The organism is Streptomyces sp. NBC_00076, assembly GCF_045041235.1.
GTDB lineage: Bacteria > Actinomycetota > Actinomycetes > Streptomycetales > Streptomycetaceae > Streptomyces.
This window is the reverse complement of sequence record NZ_CP108242.1, coordinates 3,470,932-3,493,917: the sequence shown is the minus strand read 5'-3', so window position 1 is coordinate 3,493,917 and position 22,986 is coordinate 3,470,932. Positions and strand designations below refer to the sequence as shown.

General features: G+C 68.2%; 28 protein-coding genes and 1 riboswitch. Of the genes, 15 read left to right on the top strand and 13 right to left on the bottom strand.

The window, feature by feature from the left end:
* Window positions 1–210 precede the first annotated feature (210 nt).
* A complete protein-coding gene (locus OHA64_RS15965; protein ID WP_405613457.1) occupies window positions 211–1,173 on the top strand; it encodes a recombinase family protein in 963 nt (320 codons plus the stop codon).
* Here OHA64_RS15965 and OHA64_RS15960 read toward each other — a convergent pair.
* Together OHA64_RS15960 and OHA64_RS15955 are read right to left on the bottom strand one after the other, a co-directional pair.
* Entirely contained in the window at window positions 1,162–1,935 is a 774-nt protein-coding gene (locus OHA64_RS15960; RefSeq protein ID WP_405613455.1) for a hypothetical protein, read from the bottom strand. The genes OHA64_RS15965 and OHA64_RS15960 overlap by 12 nt on opposite strands.
* Window positions 1,936–1,938: 3 nt before the next feature.
* On the bottom strand, window positions 1,939–2,466 hold the full coding sequence (locus OHA64_RS15955; protein ID WP_405613453.1) for a hypothetical protein: 528 nt from the start codon (window positions 2,464–2,466) through the stop codon (window positions 1,939–1,941).
* Between the two features lie 392 nt (window positions 2,467–2,858).
* Between OHA64_RS15955 and OHA64_RS15950 the strand changes: the two genes are divergently transcribed.
* The 3 genes from OHA64_RS15950 (at window position 2,859) to OHA64_RS15940 (ending at window position 4,744) form a co-directional block, all read left to right on the top strand.
* Window positions 2,859–3,029, top strand: a complete 171-nt coding sequence (locus OHA64_RS15950) for a hypothetical protein (RefSeq protein WP_405613451.1) — start codon at window positions 2,859–2,861, stop codon at window positions 3,027–3,029.
* Window positions 3,030–3,190: 161 nt separating this feature from the next.
* A complete protein-coding gene (locus OHA64_RS15945) occupies window positions 3,191–4,324 on the top strand; it encodes a ParB/RepB/Spo0J family partition protein (RefSeq protein WP_405613449.1) in 1,134 nt (377 codons plus the stop codon).
* Window positions 4,325–4,384: 60 nt separating this feature from the next.
* Complete coding sequence (locus tag OHA64_RS15940) at window positions 4,385–4,744, top strand: hypothetical protein (protein ID WP_405613447.1); 360 nt, start codon at window positions 4,385–4,387, stop codon at window positions 4,742–4,744.
* A gap of 409 nt (window positions 4,745–5,153) precedes the next feature.
* On the opposite strand, the gene OHA64_RS15935 is transcribed toward OHA64_RS15940, so the two are convergent.
* Window positions 5,154–5,543: a hypothetical protein gene (locus OHA64_RS15935; RefSeq protein ID WP_405613445.1), complete on the bottom strand. Its 390-nt coding sequence runs from the start codon at window positions 5,541–5,543 to the stop codon at window positions 5,154–5,156.
* A 90-nt stretch (window positions 5,544–5,633) separates the two neighbouring features.
* On the opposite strand from OHA64_RS15935, the gene OHA64_RS15930 reads away from it, so the two are divergent.
* The 3 genes from OHA64_RS15930 (at window position 5,634) to OHA64_RS15920 (ending at window position 8,271) form a co-directional block, all read left to right on the top strand.
* A complete protein-coding gene (locus OHA64_RS15930; protein ID WP_405613443.1) occupies window positions 5,634–6,296 on the top strand; it encodes a ParB N-terminal domain-containing protein in 663 nt (220 codons plus the stop codon).
* Window positions 6,293–7,738 (top strand): ParB N-terminal domain-containing protein, encoded by a 1,446-nt coding sequence (locus OHA64_RS15925; protein ID WP_405613441.1) that lies wholly within the window; start codon window positions 6,293–6,295, stop codon window positions 7,736–7,738. The genes OHA64_RS15930 and OHA64_RS15925 overlap by 4 nt, the downstream gene beginning before the upstream one ends.
* 86 nt (window positions 7,739–7,824) lie before the next feature.
* Window positions 7,825–8,271: a hypothetical protein gene (locus OHA64_RS15920; RefSeq protein ID WP_405613439.1), complete on the top strand. Its 447-nt coding sequence runs from the start codon at window positions 7,825–7,827 to the stop codon at window positions 8,269–8,271.
* Window positions 8,272–8,391: 120 nt separating this feature from the next.
* Here the strand turns inward: OHA64_RS15920 and OHA64_RS15915 are convergent, their stop codons facing one another.
* The 7 genes from OHA64_RS15915 to OHA64_RS15885 form a co-directional block, all read right to left on the bottom strand.
* The gene (locus OHA64_RS15915; protein WP_402082039.1) at window positions 8,392–8,622 is read right to left on the bottom strand and encodes a peptidoglycan-binding protein; all 231 of its coding nucleotides are present in this window, start codon (window positions 8,620–8,622) and stop codon (window positions 8,392–8,394) included.
* A 476-nt stretch (window positions 8,623–9,098) separates the two neighbouring features.
* Entirely contained in the window at window positions 9,099–9,788 is a 690-nt protein-coding gene (locus OHA64_RS15910) for a DUF305 domain-containing protein (protein WP_405613436.1), read from the bottom strand.
* Complete coding sequence (locus OHA64_RS15905) at window positions 9,785–10,441, bottom strand: DUF3105 domain-containing protein (RefSeq protein ID WP_405613434.1); 657 nt, start codon at window positions 10,439–10,441, stop codon at window positions 9,785–9,787. Before OHA64_RS15905 ends, OHA64_RS15910 begins: the two co-directional genes overlap by 4 nt.
* An 87-nt stretch (window positions 10,442–10,528) precedes the next feature.
* Window positions 10,529–10,963: a hypothetical protein gene (locus OHA64_RS15900; protein ID WP_405613432.1), complete on the bottom strand. Its 435-nt coding sequence runs from the start codon at window positions 10,961–10,963 to the stop codon at window positions 10,529–10,531.
* A gap of 146 nt (window positions 10,964–11,109) precedes the next feature.
* On the bottom strand, window positions 11,110–12,363 hold the full coding sequence (locus OHA64_RS15895; protein ID WP_405613430.1) for an MFS transporter: 1,254 nt from the start codon (window positions 12,361–12,363) through the stop codon (window positions 11,110–11,112).
* Window positions 12,360–13,517 (bottom strand): PLP-dependent cysteine synthase family protein, encoded by a 1,158-nt coding sequence (locus OHA64_RS15890; RefSeq protein WP_405613428.1) that lies wholly within the window; start codon window positions 13,515–13,517, stop codon window positions 12,360–12,362. Before OHA64_RS15890 ends, OHA64_RS15895 begins: the two co-directional genes overlap by 4 nt.
* Before the next feature lie 128 nt (window positions 13,518–13,645).
* On the bottom strand, window positions 13,646–14,047 hold the full coding sequence (locus OHA64_RS15885; RefSeq protein WP_405613426.1) for a hypothetical protein: 402 nt from the start codon (window positions 14,045–14,047) through the stop codon (window positions 13,646–13,648).
* 279 nt (window positions 14,048–14,326) lie between these two features.
* Here OHA64_RS15885 and OHA64_RS15880 point away from each other — a divergent pair, with 279 nt between their 5' ends.
* The 7 genes from OHA64_RS15880 (at window position 14,327) to OHA64_RS15850 (ending at window position 20,621) form a co-directional block, all read left to right on the top strand.
* Window positions 14,327–14,752: a hypothetical protein gene (locus OHA64_RS15880; protein WP_405613424.1), complete on the top strand. Its 426-nt coding sequence runs from the start codon at window positions 14,327–14,329 to the stop codon at window positions 14,750–14,752.
* 103 nt (window positions 14,753–14,855) lie between these two features.
* A complete protein-coding gene (locus OHA64_RS15875; RefSeq protein ID WP_405613422.1) occupies window positions 14,856–15,038 on the top strand; it encodes a hypothetical protein in 183 nt (60 codons plus the stop codon).
* Between the two features lie 202 nt (window positions 15,039–15,240).
* Window positions 15,241–15,630: a hypothetical protein gene (locus tag OHA64_RS15870; protein WP_405613420.1), complete on the top strand. Its 390-nt coding sequence runs from the start codon at window positions 15,241–15,243 to the stop codon at window positions 15,628–15,630.
* Window positions 15,631–15,750: 120 nt separating this feature from the next.
* A complete protein-coding gene (locus OHA64_RS15865; RefSeq protein ID WP_405613418.1) occupies window positions 15,751–16,359 on the top strand; it encodes a carbonic anhydrase in 609 nt (202 codons plus the stop codon).
* Between the two features lie 77 nt (window positions 16,360–16,436).
* Complete coding sequence (locus tag OHA64_RS15860; RefSeq protein WP_405613416.1) at window positions 16,437–17,909, top strand: SulP family inorganic anion transporter; 1,473 nt, start codon at window positions 16,437–16,439, stop codon at window positions 17,907–17,909.
* Window positions 17,910–18,062: 153 nt separating this feature from the next.
* Window positions 18,063–18,581, top strand: a complete 519-nt coding sequence (locus OHA64_RS15855) for a hypothetical protein (RefSeq protein ID WP_405613414.1) — start codon at window positions 18,063–18,065, stop codon at window positions 18,579–18,581.
* 69 nt (window positions 18,582–18,650) lie between these two features.
* Window positions 18,651–20,621: a copper resistance CopC/CopD family protein gene (locus tag OHA64_RS15850; RefSeq protein WP_405613412.1), complete on the top strand. Its 1,971-nt coding sequence runs from the start codon at window positions 18,651–18,653 to the stop codon at window positions 20,619–20,621.
* Between the two features lie 71 nt (window positions 20,622–20,692).
* Here OHA64_RS15850 and OHA64_RS15845 read toward each other — a convergent pair whose 3' ends face one another.
* Complete coding sequence (locus tag OHA64_RS15845) at window positions 20,693–21,439, bottom strand: CbtA family protein (RefSeq protein WP_405613410.1); 747 nt, start codon at window positions 21,437–21,439, stop codon at window positions 20,693–20,695.
* A gap of 13 nt (window positions 21,440–21,452) precedes the next feature.
* Window positions 21,453–21,671: a CbtB-domain containing protein gene (locus OHA64_RS15840; RefSeq protein ID WP_046916555.1), complete on the bottom strand. Its 219-nt coding sequence runs from the start codon at window positions 21,669–21,671 to the stop codon at window positions 21,453–21,455.
* Between the two features lie 57 nt (window positions 21,672–21,728).
* Window positions 21,729–21,855: riboswitch (cobalamin riboswitch) on the bottom strand.
* An 11-nt stretch (window positions 21,856–21,866) separates the two neighbouring features.
* Here OHA64_RS15840 and OHA64_RS15835 point away from each other — a divergent pair.
* A complete protein-coding gene (locus tag OHA64_RS15835) occupies window positions 21,867–22,493 on the top strand; it encodes a histidine phosphatase family protein (protein ID WP_405613407.1) in 627 nt (208 codons plus the stop codon).
* On the opposite strand, the gene OHA64_RS15830 is transcribed toward OHA64_RS15835, so the two are convergent.
* Complete coding sequence (locus OHA64_RS15830; protein WP_405613405.1) at window positions 22,490–22,957, bottom strand: DUF6174 domain-containing protein; 468 nt, start codon at window positions 22,955–22,957, stop codon at window positions 22,490–22,492. The genes OHA64_RS15835 and OHA64_RS15830 overlap by 4 nt on opposite strands.
* Window positions 22,958–22,986: the final 29 nt, after the last annotated feature.

Here is a 22,986-nt window from a genome sequence, read left to right as displayed (position 1 = left end):
CGGGGTCTTTCCCTGTGCAGACGCTCCCTCTGGGCAGCACGGTGAGAGTCCCGACTGCTGCGCTTTGGCGAGTACTCGGGGTGACGCCACCAGTGCAGTGATCTGTGTAGCCCTCAGGGTGCCGATCTTCCTGAGTCACAGTTCAGACAACGTGCTGTGGCCCTAGGGTCGGGCGGCCGCAGGGCGCACGAGACGAGAACGGACCACCGCATGCCACGGCTCTACGGTTTCGACGATCAGTCGCGTCAGCGGCTGCGTGATGACGAAGTGGACCCGCTGCGCCAGATGGTGAGTCGCGCGCTGGTTGACGAGTCCACATCCAACCAGGAGATCGCCGTCTGGGCGAACGGGGAGGGCTACCGAGGCACGCTCGGCGGGGAGTGGAAGGACGCGTCGGTCGGACGGCTCTTCCGCAATCCGGCGATCGCGGGGCTTCGTTACGAGGACGGGGAACTCGTTGACGCCGGCCACCCGGGCGTCATCACCCGTGAAGAGTTCGAGGCCCTTCAAGCGCGCGAGCAGAGCCGCAAGACGGCCGACGCGGAGCCGCCGTACGACTATGTGCTGACCGACGGAGCCTGCACCTGTGGCAGGTGCAGCAATGCCCTACAGGGCGCTCGCTCCAATGCAGGGACCCCTGGCTACAGGTGTCGTCCCAAGGACAAACAGGGGCGTGGTGGCTGCGGCGAAGTCCGGATCGACGCCGAGCTCTTGGAGAACCACGTCGGCGAGTACGTCGTGGCGGAACTCCTCAAGCCCGGCATCCGAGACCAGATCCTCAAGGCCCAGGCCGCGGTGCGCGAGCAGGCCAAGCAGATCAACCGGGAGGTCGAGGACCTGGTGGCGCGGCGGACCGAGGCCGGTACGCTCTACGGCCAGCGGCAGATCAGCGGCGACTCGTTCGTGGCTGCCGATCGTGAGATCACGGCGAGTCTGAAGACTGCGCGTTCGCGACTCCGGTACGCGGAGCAGATGGCCAACTTCTCGCTGGGCAACGCGAAGGACCTGGTGAGGTGGTGGAACACCGCGCCGACCGCATCGAAGAAGGCCATCGCCGTCCTGCTCTTGGACCACGTCGAAGTGTTTCCCGCGAGCGCCCGCGGGGTCCGGACTGTCGAGCCGGGACGTGTCGTCCTCCACTGGCGCAAGCTGTCCAGCTTGTCAGGCAGCTGAGAGGGCCGCCTTGCGCGAGGCGAGCCGCTTGCCGACCATGGCCATGGTCAGCCCGGTGATCAGCGAGATCACGGCGAGTCCGGCCAGGAGTGGCGAGACGATCTCCTCCTGCCGCAGCGGCCACGGGTGGCCCAGGTAGTGGGTCACCAGGTATGACCCCTTGCTGGCGGCGTAGGCCACGCCGAGCAGGGCGGCCGTCGCGGACATGCCGAGGCCGCGAGCGGACCAGGAGTGTCCGCCCCGCCGAGCAACGAGAGCCATCCCGGAGCACAGGAACGCGATCTCGCCGCAGGTGATGGCCACGTAGGCCAGGTAGACCATGAGATAGACGGTGACGCCTGGCACCGTGGCGTATTCGGTCGTGAACTCCACACTCTCGCCGGTGGTCTTGACGAACAGCGGCAGCATCGCCGCGAGGACGCACACTGCGAAGGCGACACGTGCGTAGAGGCTGGCCTTCAATACGTCCTGGTTATACGACCAGTCCACGAGCATGAGCTGAAGACTGCCGCACCACAGGATGGCGCAGAAGTGCGCCCCGAGCTTGGCCGCGTTGTTCATGCCGGTCGCCGATTCCACGAAGTCCTCAACGAGTGGCACGGCGAGCGCGACGCCTACGGTGCATACGCCGAACGCTGCGGCCCGGGTGAAGCGGGCTATGCGGTATTCGTTTCGGGTGCGCTGGCGCCAGGCCTCGCGGGCGGAGAGTGTGGTGCCCGCTAAGCCGAACAGAGCGCATAAGCCGAAGACGACGCCGTCCATGGTTCAGGTTCCTTCCAGATCAGAGACGGCCCGCTCAGCTGCTTCGGTGAAGCTGAGTCGCCTCCGCCGGCCTGGCCTCGGTGGTTCGGCAGCAGGGTGAAGGGGCTCGGGTACTTCTGGGACGGTGAGATCGCTGTGTCCGTGGCGCAGACGGATCTCACGTGCAGCCTCCAGAAGTTCGGCAGCTCCGGCCTCGCCCAGGTCATGGACAAGTCGAAGTGCCTCGCGGGCGTCTTGGTGCTTCTCGTAGACCGCTAGGGAGGTCAGGCCGTTGTAACCGGGGAGTAGGTAAGCTACCGGAGAGTTCAATGCCCGTGCGAGACCGGCAAGTTGAGAGATCGTCGGGTTCGACTTGTCCCCGTTCAGGAGGTCGTTGACGACCTGATGAGTCATCGCCGGCTTGCCGCCGGGCGCCTGGGCGGTAGCGGCAGCGATGACGCGTGTACTCGGCGTCTTCCCGTCTGCTCCGCGCTTCCTCCTGAGCAGCACGGCGAGCTTGCTGGCGAGAGGCGTGTCCGGGCCAAGCGGCATGGTGCTGGCTACTCCTCAGTGATCCGGCAGGCCCGGCCTGACAGTGGACGGCAGTTTGTAGTGCACGTTCAGTATCGCTGTGAGGTCACAGCTGCCGGTAGAGAGGCATACGGCACTAGGCCGCCGCACGCCGGTTTCGGGCATATGCGCAAGGCTAATGTCTATGCTGGTTGACAATAGGTTACTGCTCGAAGCAAGATCGGTAACGACAGTCGTAGCAAGCGCGTGCTTGGCATGCGGGGCCGCCACCCCTCTACCGCCTCCTCGGGTGCGAGATCGTGACCGGCATCCTGAAGGTCCGCAATGTGTGCCGCTAACACGTCTGTGTAGGGATCTAAGTTGACCGCGGCGGCTCGTTACGGGGGCGGAACGCTGCAACGCGGGAGGTACGGGTGGAGATCGAACTGGACCGTGTGCTGGCCCGGTTGGAGGAGTCCAATGGCGTGGAGAACGTCATCCTGGACGGGAAGGCCGCGCATGACGCGTTGGGGGCTCTGTCGATAGTCGACCCGAAACGGGTCGACCGTGATGCCGAGTGCTTGAGCGGTGTCGTCGCGCGTTGAGCTGTGAAGGTGATCAATGGGCGCGGGCCTGTGGGCCCGCGTCTATGCCTCTGACCTGCAAAAACTTCTCGAAAATTGTGGACCCCCACCCTGAATGCATATAAAATAGAACCAGAAGGAGGGGGAAGGGAGACACCCCCACTGACCTCTTGGAGCTCGAAATGTCGCACAAATACGCCGCCCTGAAGATGCGCCAGATCCACCGCAACCCGAACCAGCCCCGTAAGGCCTTTGCCGAGGACGCGCTGAACGAGCTGGCCGAGTCGATCAAGGAGCACGGCCTCCTTCAGCCGATCGTCGTCCGGAAGGTGGAGGAGGGCTACGAGCTCGTGGCCGGCGAGCGCCGCTTCCGTGCCAACGAACTCGCGGACAACATCACCATCGAGGCGAAGATCCTCCTGTCTGAGGGCGAGTCCGAGATCACCGACATGGACTCCTTTAAGAAGGCTATGGCCGAGAACTTGAACCGCGAGGACATGCTCCCGCTGGAAGAGGCGCGCGGCTTCAAGAAGGTCCTGGACGAGGAGGAGGGCGCCACGCCCGCAAGCGTCGCCAAGGCGTTCTCCAAGTCAGTCCAGTTCGTCAACCAGCGCCTCGCCCTGCTCGCCCTGCGGCCCGAGATCCAGGCCGCCGTCGACCTCGGACACATCGGCACCCAGGCCGCCGTCCAGATCGCCGCACTCTCGAAGGACAACCAGAAGGCGGTCTTCCAGGACTGGAAGAAGGGCGACAAGAACGACAACCAGCTCGTCCACATCGCCTACGCCATGCGCAAGCAGGAGAAGGCGGCCACGCAGGACTCCATGGTCGACGTCGACGAGATGACCCCCGAGGAGAAGGCCGAGCGGAGCCGCGCGCAGGCCAAGACCAAGAGCGACCTCGAAGCGATCGAGGGGATGTGGGCGCTGCTGGACAGCATCGGCAAGGCGGACCCCATGGAGCTGGCCCGTGCTCTGGCGGGGGAGGTCGGCAAGCGGCTTGAGCAGATGGACCGGGTCGCGGACGTCGTGCAGAAGGCCCGGTTCCAGCTCCGTCAGGCGAAGGCTCACGCCGACGCCAGCGAGATCATGGTCAACCCCGCCGCCGCAGCGCCCGACCTGGTGGCCGAGGCCGACGCCGTACTCGCCCAGTTGGACCCGGCTGCGGGCGACGCCGAGCCGGAGACGCAGGCCGAGCCCGCCCCGGAGCCGGAGGCCGCCGCGGCCGCCGACGCGGAGCCCGAGAGCCCGGCGGAGCCGGAGGGGGACGACGCCGAGGCCGAGGCGCCGTCCGAGCCGGTCGCTGTTGCGGCCTGACCTGTCCATCCCGGGGCGGCCCCCAGCGGGCCGCCCCCTTCTCTGCGGAGCCCCACAGTGATGAACGACATCCGGGCCATGCGCAACATCAACCACAACCTGTTCGACGTGCCGGCCTCGGCCAACGCCCTTGAGGAGTACGACTCCGAGGTGGCCGAACTCGTCCGCGAGGCTGCGGTGCATCTGCTCAAGGCGCGCCGTGACAACGACGGGGCTGCCCTGAGTGAGGCGTACAACCTCACCCTGCTCGCCGCCTCCGACCTCATGAAGGGGGCCGGTAGTTCGGTGTACGTGCGCACTCGCCTCATGGTCACGGCCCGCCTGGTTGAGCTTGAAGCGTCGCTCCTCGCCGTCGACGCCAAGACCGCTGGCGAGCGAGGAAGCGGCCGTGCGGGCTCGAGTACGGAGCGGCCAAAATAGATCCCAACACTGATGCGTGATACGTTCTACTTTGTTGGTGAGGGCGGCCTCAGCCGAGGAACCGGCTCACCAACGTGCCGTGGCATGCGGCACTCCCCTTCGGTGCCTGGCGGGTGGCCAATCCCCCGCGCCCTACCCGCCGGGCACCGGCCCCGCACCTGAGCGGAGCCACCGGAGCGTCGCCAGTTCCACGATCACGACCGGACCCGCCCCCGCCTCACGTCAGGGGCGGGTCCCCGTGCACTCAGGAGCGCCATGAACACAGAGGACTTCGCCGGAGACCCAAAGGACCGCGAGCTGTACCAACGTCTCCTCATCGAGCGGGACGGGACGCCGATTAGAGCCCTCGCCGAACGGGACCCGGGCCTCGAAGCCCCAGAAGGCCCGGATCCGGACGCGGCCCGGCACCTCACGGATCTCGAAGCAGCCGTAACTCCCCGACGACGAAAGCGACACAGAGCATGACCGCCGAGCAGACACCGCCCGCAGAGCCGGAGCGCCGGATACCCCCCGTACCCGGGGCGGTGTGGTGCCGGTCCTGCGACTCCTGGTGCCTGCCGTCCGGCATCTGTCGCTGCAACAACCGGTGATGCGAACCCTTCTTCGCCTCGCCGCCGACATGATGGCCGTTCTGCTCATGGCGGCCATCGCTGTCGTCGACTGGGTCGTTGCACAGCTCGGCGGCGGCGGAGTGCTCCTCGCCAGCCTCTTGGCCTTCCCCTGCTGCGGGCTGGTGGCGGCCGCCATCCACCACGTTCAGCAAAAGGTGCACGGTCGGCGGCTCGCGCACCAGCTCCACCCTCGCTCCGGCGACCGCCGCGGCCGGACGTGATCGTCTAGTCTGAAATAGCTGTAGGGCGCGGGGAACGGCCTACACAAGGGACGCCCAGTGACCCCGACGCCCGCCAACATCCCCGAACTGCTCCTGCCGCTCGCCGTCCCCACCGGGGACCTCACGCCGTACTATCGGAACCCCCGCAACGGCGACCTGCCCTCGATCGCCGAATCGCTGACGGTCAACGGCCAGTACCGCGCGATCGTCGTCAACAAGGGTTCGCTCACCGGCCGGCACAACGAGATCCTGGCCGGCAACCACACGTACGCAGCCGCCCAGCAGCTCGGCTGGGAACAGATCGCCGTCACCTGGGTCGACGTCGACGACGCCGCCGCGGCCCGAATCGTCATCGTCGACAACCGGACCAACGACCTCGCCGGATACGACAGCGTGCTCCTGGCCGAGATCCTCTCCGAGATCCCAGACCTGTCCGGTACCGGCTACGACCGCGAGAGCGTGGACCGGCTCCTCGACAACACCTCCCTTCCCGAAACACTGGAACTCACCTCCGACGGCTCGGGCACCGGTGCCGCAGCCACCGTCGACTACCTCCAGTGGGGCTACCTCCAGTGGGAGTCCAAGCGGGTCCGGATCACCTCCGAAGAGGTCGAAGCCCTCAACGCCATCTACACGAAGTTCGTGGACGACACGAACAGCGACCTCGGCTTCGGCTGGCACGTCTTGCAGCAGGCCCACGAGGAGGGCGAGGCGGCATGAGCAGCGCGCCCACCACGACGTTCTACGAGGCGTACCCGCTCGACCGGCTTCGCCCCGCGGACTACAACCCGCGCCGCCTCAGTGAGGAGGCGTTCGTCAGGCTCCAGGCGTCACTGCGCCGCCACGGTGTCGTGAAGCCCGTCATTCTCAACGCCGACGGCACGCTGGTCGCGGGCCACCAGAGAACCAAGGGCCTCCAGGCCATCGGCCTGACGCACACGCCCGCGGTCATGCTGGGCACGAAGGTTAGGTTGCAGGACGAGATCCAGTTCAACCTGCTGCACAACCGAGTCGAGACCGAGGCCAGCGTCGTCTACGCCGAGCCCGGCGTCATCGGCGCCTGGTCCTGGATTCCATGGCAGTCCATCCGGGTCGCGGAACGAAAGAACCTCTCCTTCGTCAACGCCATCGGGCACATGACCGCCGGCCACGGCCCCTGGGGGAGCGTGGTCATCGACGACCAGGGCCGCATCGTCCTCAACGCCGAATACGCCGTCGTCGCCTCCATCAACCGCTTCGACCTCCTCGCCTGGACCGTCACATCCGCCGACGCCGCCCAACTCCACGCCGACCTCACCGGCGAGTACGGCGTCTACGACTGGACCGCCATCGAGAGCAAGGCCCCGGTGTGGAACCAGCACATCGTGCAGCCCAAGAGGCTCCGCAAGTTCTCCTCCAAGGCCAAGGCCGGAAAGCTCGCCTACGGCTCCGAGACCTGGGACCAGTTGGTCACGCCCTGGCTCAAGCCCACCCACCGAGTTGTGGACTTCGGCGCCGGGTACGGCGACTACGCCAAGCACCTGCGCGCCAAGGGCTTCAACATCCACGACTACGAGCCCTACCGCTGCCGGGACGGCTCGTACGCCGTCGACATCCGCGCCGTCGTCGGCATGATCCGCGACATCGACAAAGACATCCAGGCCAACGGCCTGTACGACGTGGTGGTCCTCGACTCCGTCATCAACGCCACCACCACCCTCGACTACCAGCACTGGGTGATGACCACCGTCAACGCCCTCTGCTCAACTGACGGGGTCGTGTGCCTGGGCACACGCAACCTGGCCCGCGAACTCCGGGACGAGCAGGCCAAGCGGGTCACCTCCCAGACCGCCACCACCAAGATGAGCTTCCTCGACGAGGACAACGTCGAGATGAACTTCGTCAAGGGGAAGTGGCAGAAGCTGCGTTTCCACACCCCCGAGACCCTGGAGCCGCTGCTCCGCCGCTACTTCGAGGACGTGCAGGTCACCGACCTCAGCGGCTCCAACATCAAGGCCACCTGCCGCCGCCCCATCGCGCTCCCCAAAGAGGAATACGAGAAGGCATTCGAAGAGGAATTCAATATGCCTTACCCGAACGGCTTCCGGCATGACAGGCATCTGGAATTAGTGGGAAATTTGATAAAATTGGTAGTAGAGAGAAATGAATCTCTCGCTGATTAAAACGGGTAAATGGGGAACGGATGTCGCAGTCAATACAGGTCCAAATTGAATCACGAACTCGATACCACATCATGTGGCTGGCGGGTGTGCGGCACGTAGCCCTCGACCAACACTGCCTGCGAAGCTTCGGCCAGCCCGACCGGCCCCGGCTGGACGTCAGTCGCCGGCACCAGACGATCGAACTCCCCGAGAGCAACCCGCCCCTGGCCTGGTATCTGTGCGCGCTGCCGAACCCATGGAGGTGGAGCGACAACGCGCACCTTGCCTTCGAGGGCGCACCCGGAGAGCAGTGGGAGGGGTCCGCCCTGGTGCCGGGCCTGTATGTGTACCTGGAGAACGCTCGCCCCATCACCGGATGGGGCGAGCACAACATCCCCGAGAACGAGCCACGCCGGAAGTCAGTTCGTTTCCGGACCTGCCGGAACTACCAGTTCGCCTGGTGGCTGCGCACCGAACGCAACGCGCCCGACGCGCCCCCCGAGTACGTACCGCCAAAGCGGCCCGGTGAGGGCGAGCAGATGTCACTGATGTGAGGCGGGTGGGGCCGGGCGAATGTCGTCTGGCCCCACTGCCATCTCCCGGCCTGGTTGCCGCCCCAGCGTCCTCACCAGGCTCGCAAAGTGCTCGCTCGTTCGGGGTGGGGAATCGGTTGCTCAGGCTGGATAGGGGTTGTAGCAGTCCAGGGCTGGGTGGTACAGCACTTGCCAGGTGCGGTCCTCGATGACGCCGCTCGCCGGCAGACCGTGGCAGCCCTGGATCCACTCGATCTTCTTCAGCATGACCGAGTCGAAGACCCCGTCGAGGGTGAGCTTAGGCGGCTCACCTCCCCACGCGTTGCTCAAGCATTGCGCCTGCTTGACCCCCACACCGGTGTCACCGTACATAACCGTGGGCCGAGACGCCGACGAGAGGTACGAGCACTGATTGGGGACGGCTACGGCGACAGGTGGCACTGCCAGGCCCAGTGCTACGGCTGTACACAGCGCCGCACCCAAAATGACCAGCCTGGGCTGTCTCATGCCGCTCCTTCCGGTCCGGCCGCATGTTGGAGCGGCACGGCGTCTGGGGGCGATGGATGGACCCATTGTCCCCACAGTCAACAACGCCCGCGAGTTGCGACCGTTACGGCCGTGGCAACGGCGTCATGAGGCGGTCGGGCCGTCCCTTGTCTCGCGTACGTGGTGGGCCAGCTGAGGTGTTCGACGAGCGTGGCCGTCACGGGGTGCAGATCAGGACGATGCCGAGTCGAAGGCGACCGGGCAGCCGCTAGCTACGACGGGCGCCCCGGGAAGCCAATTGCCGCGACAGGCTTCGAGAGCGGTCGGACGCCACCGCCGGGTGACGTCCGACCGAGGGGCGGTCACTTCCGGGGTGCGGTGCCCCGCTCCTTGAGCAGGTCGGTCATCAGCTGTACTTCTGACTGCTGGGCCTCGACCATGCCCTGCGCGAGCTTTTTTTCCGGCTCCACCTCGCACTGCCGAGCGCAGGCACGGGCCATGTCGATGCCGCCCATGTGGTGGTCGATCATGAGCTGGAGGTAGAGGATCTCCGCCTGCTTGCCGTTGAGCTTGCCGAGTTGGCCGAGCTCGGTGTTGGTGGCCATGCCCGGCATCAGGGAGCCGTCTTTCGCCTCGTGGCTCATGTGATCGCTGCCCTGCATCCAGGTCATGTACCCGTCCGGGGAGGTCTTGGGCAGGCCCCACAGGTCGAGCCATCCGAGCAGCATGCCGCGCTGGTTGGCCTGCGTTTGGGCAATGTCGTATGCGAGGCGGCGGATGTCCTCGTCTGCGGTGCGGTCCCGGACGAGGTACGCCATCTCCACGGCCTGCTGATGGTGGACGGCCATGTCGCGTGCGAAGCCGGAATCGGCGGAGTCGGCGGCCGGAGCCACGATCCCCTGGTCGTTCGCTCCGTTGGTTGTGGTCAGGATCGTCAGGGCGAGGACGAGGGCGGCCAGGGCCGCCGCGCCGATGATCAGCCACCGGGTGACGGATGGCCTGGATGCTTGAACCTCGTCCGCATCCGTTGACTTCAATGCCGTGTCGGTCATGAGGCGGGCAGACCGCCCGTGCAGGCGGCGCCGGGCTCGGGGGTCTGTGCGCCCTGGACGTACTTGCTCAGGAACTGCTCGACTCTGGCGTCGGACGCCTTCTCGACGGTCAGTTGGTGGCCCCAGGCGGACAACGTGATCGTCCCGGACTGAGTCTTGTCGGGGCTCATCAGCGTGTACGGGGTCTTGGACACTTTGTCGGTGAGGGTCTTGACGTCGGCGTCGGCGGCCTTGTCGTTGTACGTGATCCAGACGGCGCCGTGTTCGAGAGAGTGGACGGCGTTCTCATTCGCTATGGCCTTGGTGTAGACAGTGCCGTCGCAGGTCATCCACGCCTGGTTGTGGTTGCCGCCGACGGGCGGCTGCATCGGGTACTTGACGGGCTCGGCGACGTGGTTACGGCCAAGTTTCTTGGCGTCCCAGGTCTTCTCGCCGCTGACCGGCTTCTTCGCAGCGGCGGCCTTCTGTTCCTCCTTCTCGTTGGCGTTGTTGATGGCATACGCGCCCCAGCCGGCGAGGCCGGCGACGATGACCGTGCTGACGGTGATGGTGAGGATGCGGTTGCGGCGCTCGCGGGCTCTCTCGGCGCGGCGCATCTCCTCGATGCGGGCCTTGCGGGATACGTCGGCGGCCTTCTTGCTGGTCTTGCTCATGGCTGTGTTGTCCTCGTCTCCGCCGTACGGCGGTGGGTACAAGGGGATGGGTGGATGCCGATTGCGCGCGGGCGCGCGGGCGTCCGCCTAGATCCGCTGCACTTGGAGGACGTGGAGACCGGGGGCGCTACGGGTGGGAGACGGACCGGGTGCGCGGGCGGAGGCAGCCGGTGCGGCAAGGCTCGGCACGCGGGGCAGGACGACCGGCAATGGCTGAGGTGCTGCCGGGAGTACGGCGCGTCCGCCGTGCGCGGACTGGGCGCAGCGCTCGTCACCGGAGTGGCAGTCGCCCGGGTGTGCTGATGCCACCACGTGATGCGTGGGCCAGCTGCCCGCCGGTGTCTTCGCCGTGATCATGGCGGCCATGGAGGGGGCTGCCGACGCATGGCCGGATGTCTCGTGGGCCGGGGAGCCCAGGCACATGACCAGAGCGGTGAGCAGCGCGGCGAGGGCAGGGCAGAGCGCCGCGATGGGCGTGGCCCACCACGCGTCACGGCGCCTGCGCTGCGTCCGGCTGTTCATCAGGGTGATGTTAAGCGGTGCCTTTGCGTAATGTCGGTCAGTCGAGTGAAGGGCCCTCCGGGCGGCCCACTCATTGCTGCACGGCGCTGCGCCTGGGCTGACGAGCACGGCAGGCAGGGGACCGGCCGCCACCGGCCCCTGCCTTTTCAGGCGGCGACGAGTTGCGGCTCCTTGCGTACGGCCAGCCGTCCGCTGCTTGCGAGCGCGGCGACGGAGGCGGCACAGACGAGCCCGGTCGCAGCCAGCGTGCACCAGGTCAGCCAGAGGACGTCATGGCGTACCGCGAAGTCCCACAGGGCACCGGTGGCGAGGTTGCCGAGCGTGATGCCGAGTCCGGAGACGGTGTTGTAGAGGCCGTAGTGGGTGGCGACGAGGCGGTCGCCGGACAGTGTGACGACCGTGTCCATCTCAAACGGGTAGACGACCGCGCTGCCGACCGCGAGCAGCGCCACCGCCGCCACCAGGGCAGTCAGGATGGCGGCGGTGGCGCCGGGCGGGGTGACGGCGAGGGGCAGGAAGGCCAGCCCCATCGCGGCCAGCCCCCGCACCAGCGCCTGCGCGGGGCTCCACCGTTGCTTCGCCCAGCCGGTGAGCTTGAGTTGTCCGACAACGGCGACCGCCGCCGAGACGACGAAGAGCCCGCTCGTTGCCCACGTCCCCTTGTCCCCGACAGCTTTGTCGGCGGCCAGCGGCAGCGCGAGGTAGACCTGGAAGGTCAGGATGTACGAGCCGATCATCGCGGTGGCGAATAGGAGGAAGGGCCGGTTGGCCACGACGGTGTGCCACTGGGCCAGTACGTTGCCCGGTGCGGAGTCGGCCGTCCGGCTCCTGCGGGCGGGCAGCGCGCGTGTCTGGAGCAGGGTCAGGACGGCGAAGATCGCGGCTGCGACGGTGCACACGAGGCGGAAGTCGGCGGCCAGCAGGGCCAGTCCGACGAGTGGGCCGAGGAGCATGCCAGCTTGGTAGTAGACGTTGAAGGTGGCGAAGGCGTCCACACGCCGCTCGCCGGCCTCGGCGGCGAGGTAGGCGCGGACGGCGGGGTTGAACAGGGCGCCGGCGAAGCCGGTGGCGGCGGAGGCAGCGATCAGGGCGGGGAGGTTGTCTACCCAGCCGAGCAGGCCGAAGCCGACGGTTCGCAGCAGGCAGCCGGCCAAGATCGGGGCTTTGTAGCCGAAGCGGTCGGCGAGGGTGCCGCCGATGAGGAACATGCCCTGTTGGGAGAAGTTGCGGACGCCCAGTACGAGTCCGACGGCCCATGCCGCCAGTCCGAGGCTGCCCGAGAGGTGGGCGGCGAGGTAGGGCATGAGCATGTAGAAGGCGAGGTTGATGGCGAATTGGTTGGCCATCAGGAGCCGAGCTGCGGGTGGGAAGGACAGGGTCTGCCGCCAGAGGGTCTTCATCGGACGGCTCCCGCCAGGGCGTGGATGTCGGATTCGGTTCGGCCGGTCGAGGCGAGGGGGTCGGTGATGTGGGTGCAACGCGTCCAGCGCGTCACGACCCGTTCGCCGGGGTGGTTGATCTCGTCGGGGTCGTCGGCGGGCACGTGGCCCAGGAGGCCGTGCCCGCGGCAGTAGGCGTCGTTGAAAACGGTGCCGACGTACCGCTGCGGGCCGTCGGGGAAGACGGCGACGATGCGGTTCTCGGCGGGCAGGGTGCGGGCCAGCCAGCGGGCGACAAGGGCGACGGCGCCGACGCTCCAGCCGCCGGTGGCGTAGTGGTCGCGGGCCAGGCGGCGTGCCGCCCATACCGCTTCGGGGGCGGCGACCCAGTGGACCTCGTCGAAGAGGTCGTAGGCGACATTGCGGGGGTAGATGCTGCTGCCCAGCCCGCGCATCAGGCGGTGCCCGGCGGGCTGGCCAAAGATGGTCGACCCGGTGGTGTCCACGCCAACCACCCGCAAGTGGGGGAAGAAGCCGCGCAGGACGGAGGCGATACCGGCGGAGTGGCCGCCGGTGCCGACCGAGACCACGAGCGTGTCGATGCGGCCAAGCTGGGCGACGAGCTCGTGGGCGAGCGGGGCATAGGCGGCGACGTTGTCGGGGTTGTTGTACTGGTCCGGGCACCAGGCGTCGGGGTGGGCGTCGAGGAGTTTCTCGACGCGGTGGCGGCGGGCCTCCTGCCAGCCCCCTGTCGGGTGGGGGGTGTCGACGAGGTCGACCTCGGCGCCGTAGGCGGTGAGCAGGCCGGTCATGAGGGGTTCCATGCCGGGGTCGGTGACGACGGTGACCGGGTGGCCGTAGGTGGCGCCGGCGAGGGCGAGGCCGAGGCCGAGGGTGCCGGAGGTGGACTCGATGATGCGGGCGCCGGGAAGCAGCTGTCCGCGTTCGCGGGCGGCGCGGACCATGTGCAGGGCGGTGCGGTCCTTGATGCCGCCGGGGTTGTGGCCTTCCAGCTTGGTCCAAAAGCCGCGCCCGGTGGCGGTGAAGGGGGCGCCGATGCAGAGGACGGGTGTGTCGCCGACCAGTCCGGCCGGGGTGTGTTTCGGGCGTTTGGTGTCGGCGAGGAGCTGAGCGGGTGAGGTGGAGGTTGTTGCTGTGGGCGTTGTCCGGTTCATGGCGTGCTTCTCCCGCGGCCGGCGGCATCAGCGGCTGCCGGCCGTTGAGTGGTGGAAAGCGGCTGTGGACTGATCGGGAGCCGTCGCCGGCGGGCGGGTGTCGTCCGGGGCTGCAGCTCAGGTGCCGATCAGGTCCGCCATACGCCCAATTGGGCACGCTCCTGCTGGACGGAGGAGGCCGGAGGAGTGGGGGATTGGGGCAGTTGAGCCCCTGACTGTCCAAGCAGTGCGGTGGTGCCTTGGGCAGGCATCAGAGAGGGGGCCGCCTCGGCGAGAAGCGAGATGTCGCGCGGCGGTTGCGCCGTTGGTCCGTCCAGACTCCAGCAGTGCGGCCCGCCACCCTCAGTGGGGTCGAGGCCCTTGAGCGCCGAATAACCGCTCGGCGCTGCCGGCTGGCTGCATGACGCGGTGGCGACCACGAGGAGGGCGTCCGCCCGCCCCGCCCCCGCCGCGGCGGGGCCGTGGGCACAGCCCAGCACATGCACCAGAGCTGCCAGGAGCACCACCAGCGCCGTCCCTGTCCATGACACGGGACGGCGCTCACGGCGTACTGACCAAAATCTCATCACTACAGAAGGTAGTCGATCACTCACTAATTGCACGCATGGGGAGTCGGGCGGGTGTGAGGCCGGGTGCCACCCTTCATGCGCTCAAAGAGCCTTCCTGTCAGCCGCCTCGGGGAAGTGACAAAGGGACCGCTCCGGGCGGCCGATCACCGAAACGGGTGAATCCGTCCGTGGATGGGCTCATTCGAAGGGCCGTCAGCCGCCGCGCGGGGTTTCCTGGCAGAAAGCGCCCGAGGAGATCCGATGCGGAAGACGACCGGCCCCACCCGACCCGCGGCGTGCCGCGGCCTGGGCGCTGCCGTTCTGCTCGCCCTCTTCGCGCTGCTACATGCGACCTTCAGTCCCGGCCTCGCCCACGTTTCGGCCCTCGATCTGGACGGCTGCCGCCAGCGCGCCGCCCTCGCGAAAGCGCACGCATGTGATCTGACGCCCCCCACCGTGGTGACCGGCCTTGGAGCCGAAGGACATCACGAGGACGGGGATGCCTCGCAGTCCTGTGACGCCTCCGCCCCCGGACCGCGGCAGCTCGCCGATCTGTCCCCCCGGAACGCGGTGTCCGACACCGCCGCACACGCCGGCGCGGATCCGGCCACGCGCGACGCGACACCCACAGCGAAAAGCTCCCTCGCGCCTGTCGCCTCATCCGGCCCGGTCGTCCTGCGCTGCTGAGGAGCTCCGGGCCGCACGGTCACCATCCCACCCGATCTGGGCTCCGGGACGTGATCGCGGCCTGCCGCGCTCTCTTCCCACTCGCAGCAGCAGGAGCTTTGCCATGCCCATGGACGTCTATGCCGTCGTCGGCGCGCTGGTTCGCGCCGAGATCACACGCACCCACATCGCGCCGACGAAACCGGCCCAACTCGAGGCCGATCCCATCCCACTGACACACCTTGCCTCAGCGGACGTCTCGCCCGCTCCGCGTGCGCTCACCGCTTTGAAGGCGCTCTTCGGATAGCGGCCTCCCGCGGTCCTGCCTCATCCGGGCCCTACATCGGGCAACCCCCTCCCAACTGGGAGATTGCCGCTGCAACGCGAGGCGCGATGTTGGCCATCTCACTTTCTCTACCCAGGAGTTCAGCATGCACGAGAAGCTGCGCCCGGTAACGTTTCGGCGTCGGCAAGAGCAAAGTCTTGGGAGTCCAGTGGTGATACGGCGCATGGTGGCAGCGGTCGCGCTGCTGGCGGCGGCCGTGCTGCTGCACTTCGCTACGCCACACCACTCCACCACCGCTCCCGCCGCCGGAGCCCCCGTCGCCCAAGCGGTGGAGACGGAGCCCCGGAAGCTGCTTGCAGCGGCGGCCGTTTCGGTGCGCGTTCACACGGGCTCGGAGCATCACGAGGAGACGGCCGACGCACCCGCCTGGCTGCCCCGCGCGGCTCCGTCCCCGTCTGAGCCGCCGGCTTTGGATGAGGCGCCCTACGACCTGGCCACCGCCACCGCCTCCACCGGCTCCGGCCCGGCCCAGCCGCGTACGGCGAGAGACGCCTGGAACCCGGCTGCCGGAACAGCGCCCACACCGAGCACCCTGCAGACGTTCCGCTGCTGATCGGCAGCGTGCTGCATCCCCTCACAGGCCCGTACGCCCCGCTATGACGCGGGCACCGGGCAGGTGCAGCACACCCTCTTCGCGCCCTTTCCCCTTTCCACGAAGAGCACGAGGCCGATCATGCAATCGCTCATCGAGCACGCCCGTACGTTCCCCGAGAAGATCGCAGACCAGCAGGAGGAGTTCGAGCGGCTGGCCCGAGGCCAGCAGCCTCAGGCTCTGTTCATCTCCTGCTCCGACTCCCGGGTGATCCCGTCGATGTTCACCGGCGCCCGACCCGGAGACATCTTCGAACTGCGCACCGCGGGCAACATCGTCCCGCGCTACCGGCCGCAGGCCGCCTGCGGCGTCGCCGGATCCCTTGAATTCGCGCTCCAGGTCTTGCAGGTGCCCGACATCGTCGTGTGCGGTCACTCGCACTGCGGCGCCGTCCAGGGACTGATGCGCGAGCAGAGCGTCCAGACGATGCCGCTGCTGCGCCGCTGGCTGTCCTGGGCCGAATACCGCGCCACCGGCGACGAGCCCTGGCAGACCCAGGGTCTGGGCGACGACCCCACCGCCGTCACCCAGCAGCACGTGCTGACCCAGCTGGAGCACCTGCGCAGCTACCCCTACGTGGCCCGGCGTATCGCGTCGGGGCGGCTGCGGCTGCACGCCTGGTTCTACACCGTCGAGACCGGCGAGGTCCTGGCCTGCACGCCGGGCAGCCGGACCTTCAAGCCCCTGTAACCGGCCGAGGCACACGTCCCGCACGTCCGCTTCGGTCGCTCTTCACGCGACGTTCCTTCCCCCACAGAGAGAACGCCATGACCTCACCTTTCTCTTCCCTGCGGTCCGCGCTGCGGACCGACTTCACCTCCTCCCTCGTCGTCTTCCTCGTCGCCCTGCCGCTATGCGTGGGCGTCGCCGTCGCCTCCGGTGTCCCGGCCGAACTCGGCCTGATCACCGGCATCGTGGGCGGCCTGATCACCGGCTTCCTGCCCGGCAGCAGCCTTCAGGTATCCGGACCCGCAGCCGGACTGACCGTGCTCGTCCTGACCGCCGTGACCGAGTACGGCCTGCCCGCCCTCGGCGTGATCGTGCTGGCCACCGGCTTGATCCAACTCGCGCTGGGTGCACTTCGGTTGGGCCGCCTCTTCAGGGCGATCTCCCTGTCCGTGGTGCACGGCATGCTCGCCGGCATCGGCCTGGTACTGATCGCCGGACAGCTGTACACGCTCGCCGGCCAAAAAGCCCCCGGCAGCGGTACGGCCAATGTCGCGGGCCTGTACGACCTGGCAGTCGACGTCCTGATGTCAAACACGGCACTCATCGCGGTCGCCACCGGCACCGGCACCATCGCGATCATGACGCTGTGGAAGAAGCTGCCTGGCAAGGCGCAGCTGTTGCCCGGCCCGCTCGTCGCGGTCGGCGCGGCCACCCTCGCCACCTTCGCCTTCGACCTGCCCATCTCGCGGGTCGAGGTGAGCGGCCTGGTAGAGGCAATCCAGCCGCCCGGGCTGGGTGACTTCGGGAAGCTGGCCGACGTCGGCCTGCTGACCACCATCGTCGCGTTCACCCTGATCGCCTCCGCCGAGTCGTTGTTCAGCGCGGCGGCGGTCGACCGGCTGCACGACGGCCCGAAAACCGACTACGACAAGGAGTTGATGGCCCAGGGCGCTGGCAACACGGCATGCGGGCTGCTCGGCGCGCTGCCGATGACCGCGGTGATCGTGCGAAGCTCCGCGAACGTGGCTGCGGGCGCCCGCACCAAGGTCTCCCGCGTCCTGCACGGTGTGTGGCTGCTGCTGTTCGCCGCTCTCCTGCCCTCCGCCCTGAGCATGATCCCGACAGCCGCGCTGGCCGGGGTCCTCATCCACGCCGGCTTCAAACTGATGCCCGTCAAGGAACTGGGCCCGCTGTGGCGCGAGCACCGGGGCGAAGCCGTGGTGCTGGTGGTCACCGCAGGGGCGATCCTGGTCACCAACATGTTCGAAGGCGTCCTGATCGGCCTGCTGCTGTCGGTGGTCAAGGCGGCGTGGGAGACCTCGCACGTCCACATCGACGTCGACGACAACGGTGACGACGCGGTGCGGGTGCGGATCCGCGGGCACGCGACCTTCCTGCGTCTGCCGCACATCCTCGACACCCTGGAGCAACTGCCCCCCGACCGGCCCGTCGAGCTCAACCTCGCCGGACTGCGCCATCTCGACCACGCCTGCATGAGCGCCTTGCAGAACTGGGCCGACCTGCACAACGCCCACACCGTCCAGCCCGAGCCCTCGCCCGCCTGGGCATGAGTGCCGGCCCGTGGGGCGGTTGTCCCGACCGCCCCACGGGCTCGCGATGACATACGGGGTGAACAGCCACTTACGTTCACCCGTACCCCTTGTCGTACCCCTGTCCGTCGGTTCGGACAGGAAGAGCGTGGATACGCGGATACGGAGTAGGACGTGCCTCAGCAGTCACAGGAGCGGTCGCGGGGACGCAGCGGCCGCATCACGCCCACGGCCCGCCTGGTTCGTTGCGCAGCCCTGGCCGGGAGCCTGACCCTCCTTCCGTTGGCCACGGCCTGCAGCGCAGGCCAGGACGATGCCGCCGACAAGAGCAAGGCGTCGCCGACGACAGTGACCGCTGCCCCGGCAGCGGGGGTCGTGGCTCCGGCGAAGGTCGAGGTGATCGCCAACCTGACCGGCTGCAAGCCCAAGATCCGTATCGAGGCGGACGAACTGCGCCAGGGCATCTGCCACACGAAGAAGATCGACTATCTCATCACCACCTTCCCCGAGGAGAAGTACAAGCAGGCGTGGCTGGACTCCGCCGCTGTCTATGGCGGCAAGTACCTGGTCGGCTCGCGCTGGATCGTCAGCGTCAAGAAGCCGGCGATGCTGGAGCAGTTCCGTGCCAAGCTCGGCGGTGAGATCCAGCAACTGCGCGGCATAGGCCCGAGCGCGGCCCCGAGCGCGTCGTAACGGCGTCCCTCTTTTCTCTCCCCTCACGCCGCGACCGCGACGTACGATCCGCCGCTTGGAGGCTGCTTCATGCAAACGGCATCGCGCCGGACCAGGAAACCGCTGACCGCCCTCCTCCTGGTCGGCACCGTGCTCGCCTTCCTCCTCGGTGGCGCAGGTTCCGCCTCGGCCCACGCCACCATGAGCAGGTCGGACCCGGCGGACTCCACGGTCCTCAAGACGGCCCCGAAGCGGATCACGCTCACCTTCTCCGAAACCGTCCGCCTCTCCGACGGCTCGCTGCGCGTACTGTCCCCGAAGAACCTGCGGGTCGACCGCGGGCCGGTCAAGCACGCACCGGGCAAACCGAACACCGCGCAGTTGGCCCTGGTTGGCAAGATGCCCCAAGGTACCTACACGGTGGGCTGGCGGGCCGTCTCCGCAGACAGCCACCCGATCTCCGGCGCGTTCACCTTCTCCATCGGACAGCCCTCCGCCACCACGGCCGTGGTGGCCACCGAAGCCACGGACGACACCGCTGCCGCCCGCCTGTACGAGATCGGCCGCTACGTCGCCTACGGCGGCCTGGCCCTGCTGATCGGCGTCGCCCTGTTCGTCCTGACGTGCTGGCCCGCTGCTGCTGGACTGCGCCCACTGCGCAAGCTCTTGCTGACCGGCTGGGCGACACTTGCCGCCTCGACCCTCTTCCTGTTGCTCCTACGCGGCCCGTACGAGAGCGGCAGGAGCCTCACCTCGGTGTTCGACCTGTCGCTCATGGGCCAGACCATCACGGGCAGAAGCGGCATGGCTCTCGGAGTACGGCTGGTACTGCTCGTCGCGGTGGGCATTGTCCTGACACGGTTCGGTACCCGGCTCGCCCGCCTGACCGCCCGGCCCCTGCCCGCTGCTGATGTCGAGCCCGCGGCCGATGAGGTTGTTGAGCAACGGCCCCTGGGGACCGGCGTGCAGGCTGTGGGCGCGCTGTTCGCCGTCGGTCTGGCTCTCACCTGGGCTGCTGCCGAGCACGCCTCCGCCGGTATCCAGGTCCCGCTGGCGATCCCCGTCTCCGTACTGCACCTGTTGGCCATGGCGGTATGGCTGGGGGGTCTGGTCGCGTTGGCGGTCGCGCTGTACCGAGTACCAACTGGCACGGCGGTCCCGGTGTCGGTGGTCGCACGTTTCTCCCGCCTGGCCTTCGCCGCGGTCGTCGTCCTGGTCGCGACCGGCCTCTACCAGTCCTGGCGCCAGGTCGGCTCCCTGGATGCGGTGACCACCACCGAGTACGGCAGGCTCCTCGCCCTCAAGGCCGGAGCCGTGGTCGTGGTGCTGATGGTGGCGTCCTTCTCCCGCCAGTGGACCGCGCAACTCGTCCCCGAGCCGCCGGTAGAAACCCTGCCGCAAGCCTCACCCGCACCCGCGCGGGTGGCACAGGCCGTCGCCGTCGGGGCGTCCTCGACGAGCGTGAGCACAGCGGACGGCGAGGACAGCGTGGTTCGACCGCTGGCTCCGCCCGACGCGGCCGGGGGCGCTGATTCGCCTGCCGATTCCCTGTCTGGCCCCGACGGATACCGGCGCAGTCTGCGCCGTTCGGTCGCCGCTGAAGCCGTCCTCGGTGTCGTGGTCCTGGCGATCACCACACTTCTGACCGGGACCCAGCCCAGCCGCGCCGCCGTGGAAACCGCTGCTGCGGCTACCGAAGCGCAGGCGCCCACGGCGCGGATGGTGATGGTGCCCTTCGACACCGGGATTCCGAACGGGAGCGGCAAGGTGCAGATCACCTTCGCACCCGGGCGCGTCGGCGACAACACGGTGGAAGCCGTGGTGTACGGAGCGGACGGGGGCCTCATAGCTATTCCCGAACTCCGTCTCACCCTCACACATCGGGCCCAGCAGCTCGGTCCGCTGGATGCGAAACTCGTCGACCGGAAAGGCTATTTTGCCGCCGACCGGCTGCGGATTCCGTTGTCCGGTGTGTGGACCATGAACGTCACCGTGCGCCTCACCGACGTCGACCAGGTCACTGTCGCCAAAGACGTGACCATCCGCCCGACACCGGCCTGACCGGCCGACAGGCACAGCAACGGCGGGGCTACCGGGCGCGCCCCCGGTAGCCCCGCCGCATGTCTTCCTGTTCAGACGGCCAGTGAGGAGACCTTCCCGCGGACCGGCTTTGGCTCGAGGACGCGTTCGGCCAGGAAACCGAACAGCAACCCGAACCCGGCCCACAGCACGGCATGGATGCCGATCGACGCCAGGCGGAACTCCCACAGGTCGGTCGCCGGGAAGCTCTTGGGCGTGTTGTCCCCGTGCGGCAGGACGGCCATCGCGACCGCCATCACCGCGACGAAGGCGACGCCCGCGGCGATGGAGGCGTTCCAGTTGCCCCACGCCGGGGCGAGTCTGCGGCCCAGCAGGGTCGCCGCGATGCCCAGCAGCACACTGAGGGCGATCATTCCCACGAACAGGATGGTGCGCTTGCCGATGGTGTCCGGGTTGCCGACGGCGGGCGGGTTCGCCGGGTACTTCAGGATCGGGACCAGGTAGACGAGCAGGAACCCGGCGAGCGCGGTGAACGCCGCCGTCGCCCGTGCCCCGAACCGGCCGATGCGGCCCAGCGCGAAGCAGAACGCGAGCGCCGCGATACCCCCGATGGCGATGCCGAAGACGAGCACGCCCGTGGCAAGTCCGGCGGTCGACTGCAGGGTGCGGCTGACGAGTTCCTCGCCGCCGTGTTCATGGGAGTTGGCCTCTTCGAACGCGATGGCCGCGTCGACGGGGCCTTCTCCGACCAGGAAGGCGAAGACGAAGGCGAGCACGCCGGCGGCGAGGCCGGCGAGCATGCCGCGTACCAGCAAGGTGCGTACGGTGACGGAGTTCATGGTGAGGGCTCCGTCAGTGGCAGGGGAAGCCGAGGAGGTGGCGGGCGTCGTGCACCCACTCGTGCACGCCCTCACCGGAGACCACGGCGGTGGCGCCCTGCTCGGCGCCGACGAAGTACAGCAGGACCAGCATCAGGACGCCGAAGAAGACGGCCCAGGGGGCGATCGCCCGCAGCGGCAGCGGCGTGAGGGTCTGGGTGGTGGGGGTGGGGGCGGCAGTGGACTGCGCCATGGCGAGACCTCCTCGGGAACTACGCGTCCCGCATCGTGTGGAGCACTCGACGACAGCGTTGGGTCTGACTCACCACCCTCGCCTGGCTGGCGGGGTGGCACACAGTGGCGCGACCGTGCCGGGCTTGCACCGGCTTCCGTGGCGCTGTCGTCCTTGTCGCCCCAGATGGTAGGGGCAACAGGGACTTCGGCCAACATGGCGTATGCCACCTACGATGAACCGACCTCGGGGAAAGGGCCCTTCATGACCGTCCGGCTCACGCTGCTGTGCGCCGCAGCCCCTACGGAGCGCGACGTGCGTTTCGGTGGGGACACGGCGTTGGACGAGCGGGCTATGGGGCAGGCGCGCAGAGTCGCCGGATCGCTTTCCGCGGCCACCGTCCGGCTGACGGCGCCTTCGCAGCGGTGCCGGCAGACAGCCCAGGCCCTGGGATGGGACGCCGTCGCCATGGAGCCGGCCCTGCGGGACATGGACATGGGCAGCTGGCAGGGCCGGACTCTGGACGAGGTCGCGGCCAGTGACGGTGCCGGGCTCGCCGTATGGATGTCGGATCCGCAAGCGGCCCCGCACGGTGGCGAGTCCGTGGCGCAGGTGTGCCACCGGATCGCCGCCTGGCTGGAAGAGCTGCCCGCCGATCCAGGCCGGGTAGTGGCTGTGGTCGAACAGGCCGTGGCGCGCGCAGCACTGCTGCACGCGATGGGCGCGCCTCAGCAGTCGTTCTGGCGCGTCGACGTTCCGCCAGTGTCCGCCTTCCAAATCATCGGCCGGTCCGGCCGCTGGAACCTGCGGATCGGTGCTGTGGGGAGCGTTGAGTCGCGCTAGCCGGGGGTCGGTTCGTAGGAGCTGATCGTGTACAGGGCTTCGTCGTCGATGGAGTTCTTGTCCCAGTCCAGGGAGATCCGCAGGGGGTGGCCATCGGCGGCGTAGTCCGCCTCAGCCGTGTCAGCGTCCTCGCTGCGGGCCCGATTCAGTGTCTTCAACAGCTCGCCGATGGTGGGTACGTCGCCTGGCAGATCCTGCGCCTGCCTCCGGCTGTCCTCGTCCAGCCCGACCACCTCCGCCGCCTTCCCGTTGCGCACCTTCACCCGGAACGTCCCCGCCAGGACCTGGGTGCTCGACGTCAACGTGTACGAGTACGAGGCCGGTTCCTCCCAAGTACTCATCGGCTCGTTGGGTTCGGTCGATTCGGCGGATTTCGACGAGCCGCAGGCTGCGGTCGCGCATACGAAGGCGCCGAGCAGCGCGGCCCTGGCCACGCATCGGGCACGGGAACGTCCAGCGGTCATGGTGACTCCTCGGGTCCGGTTACCGCTGT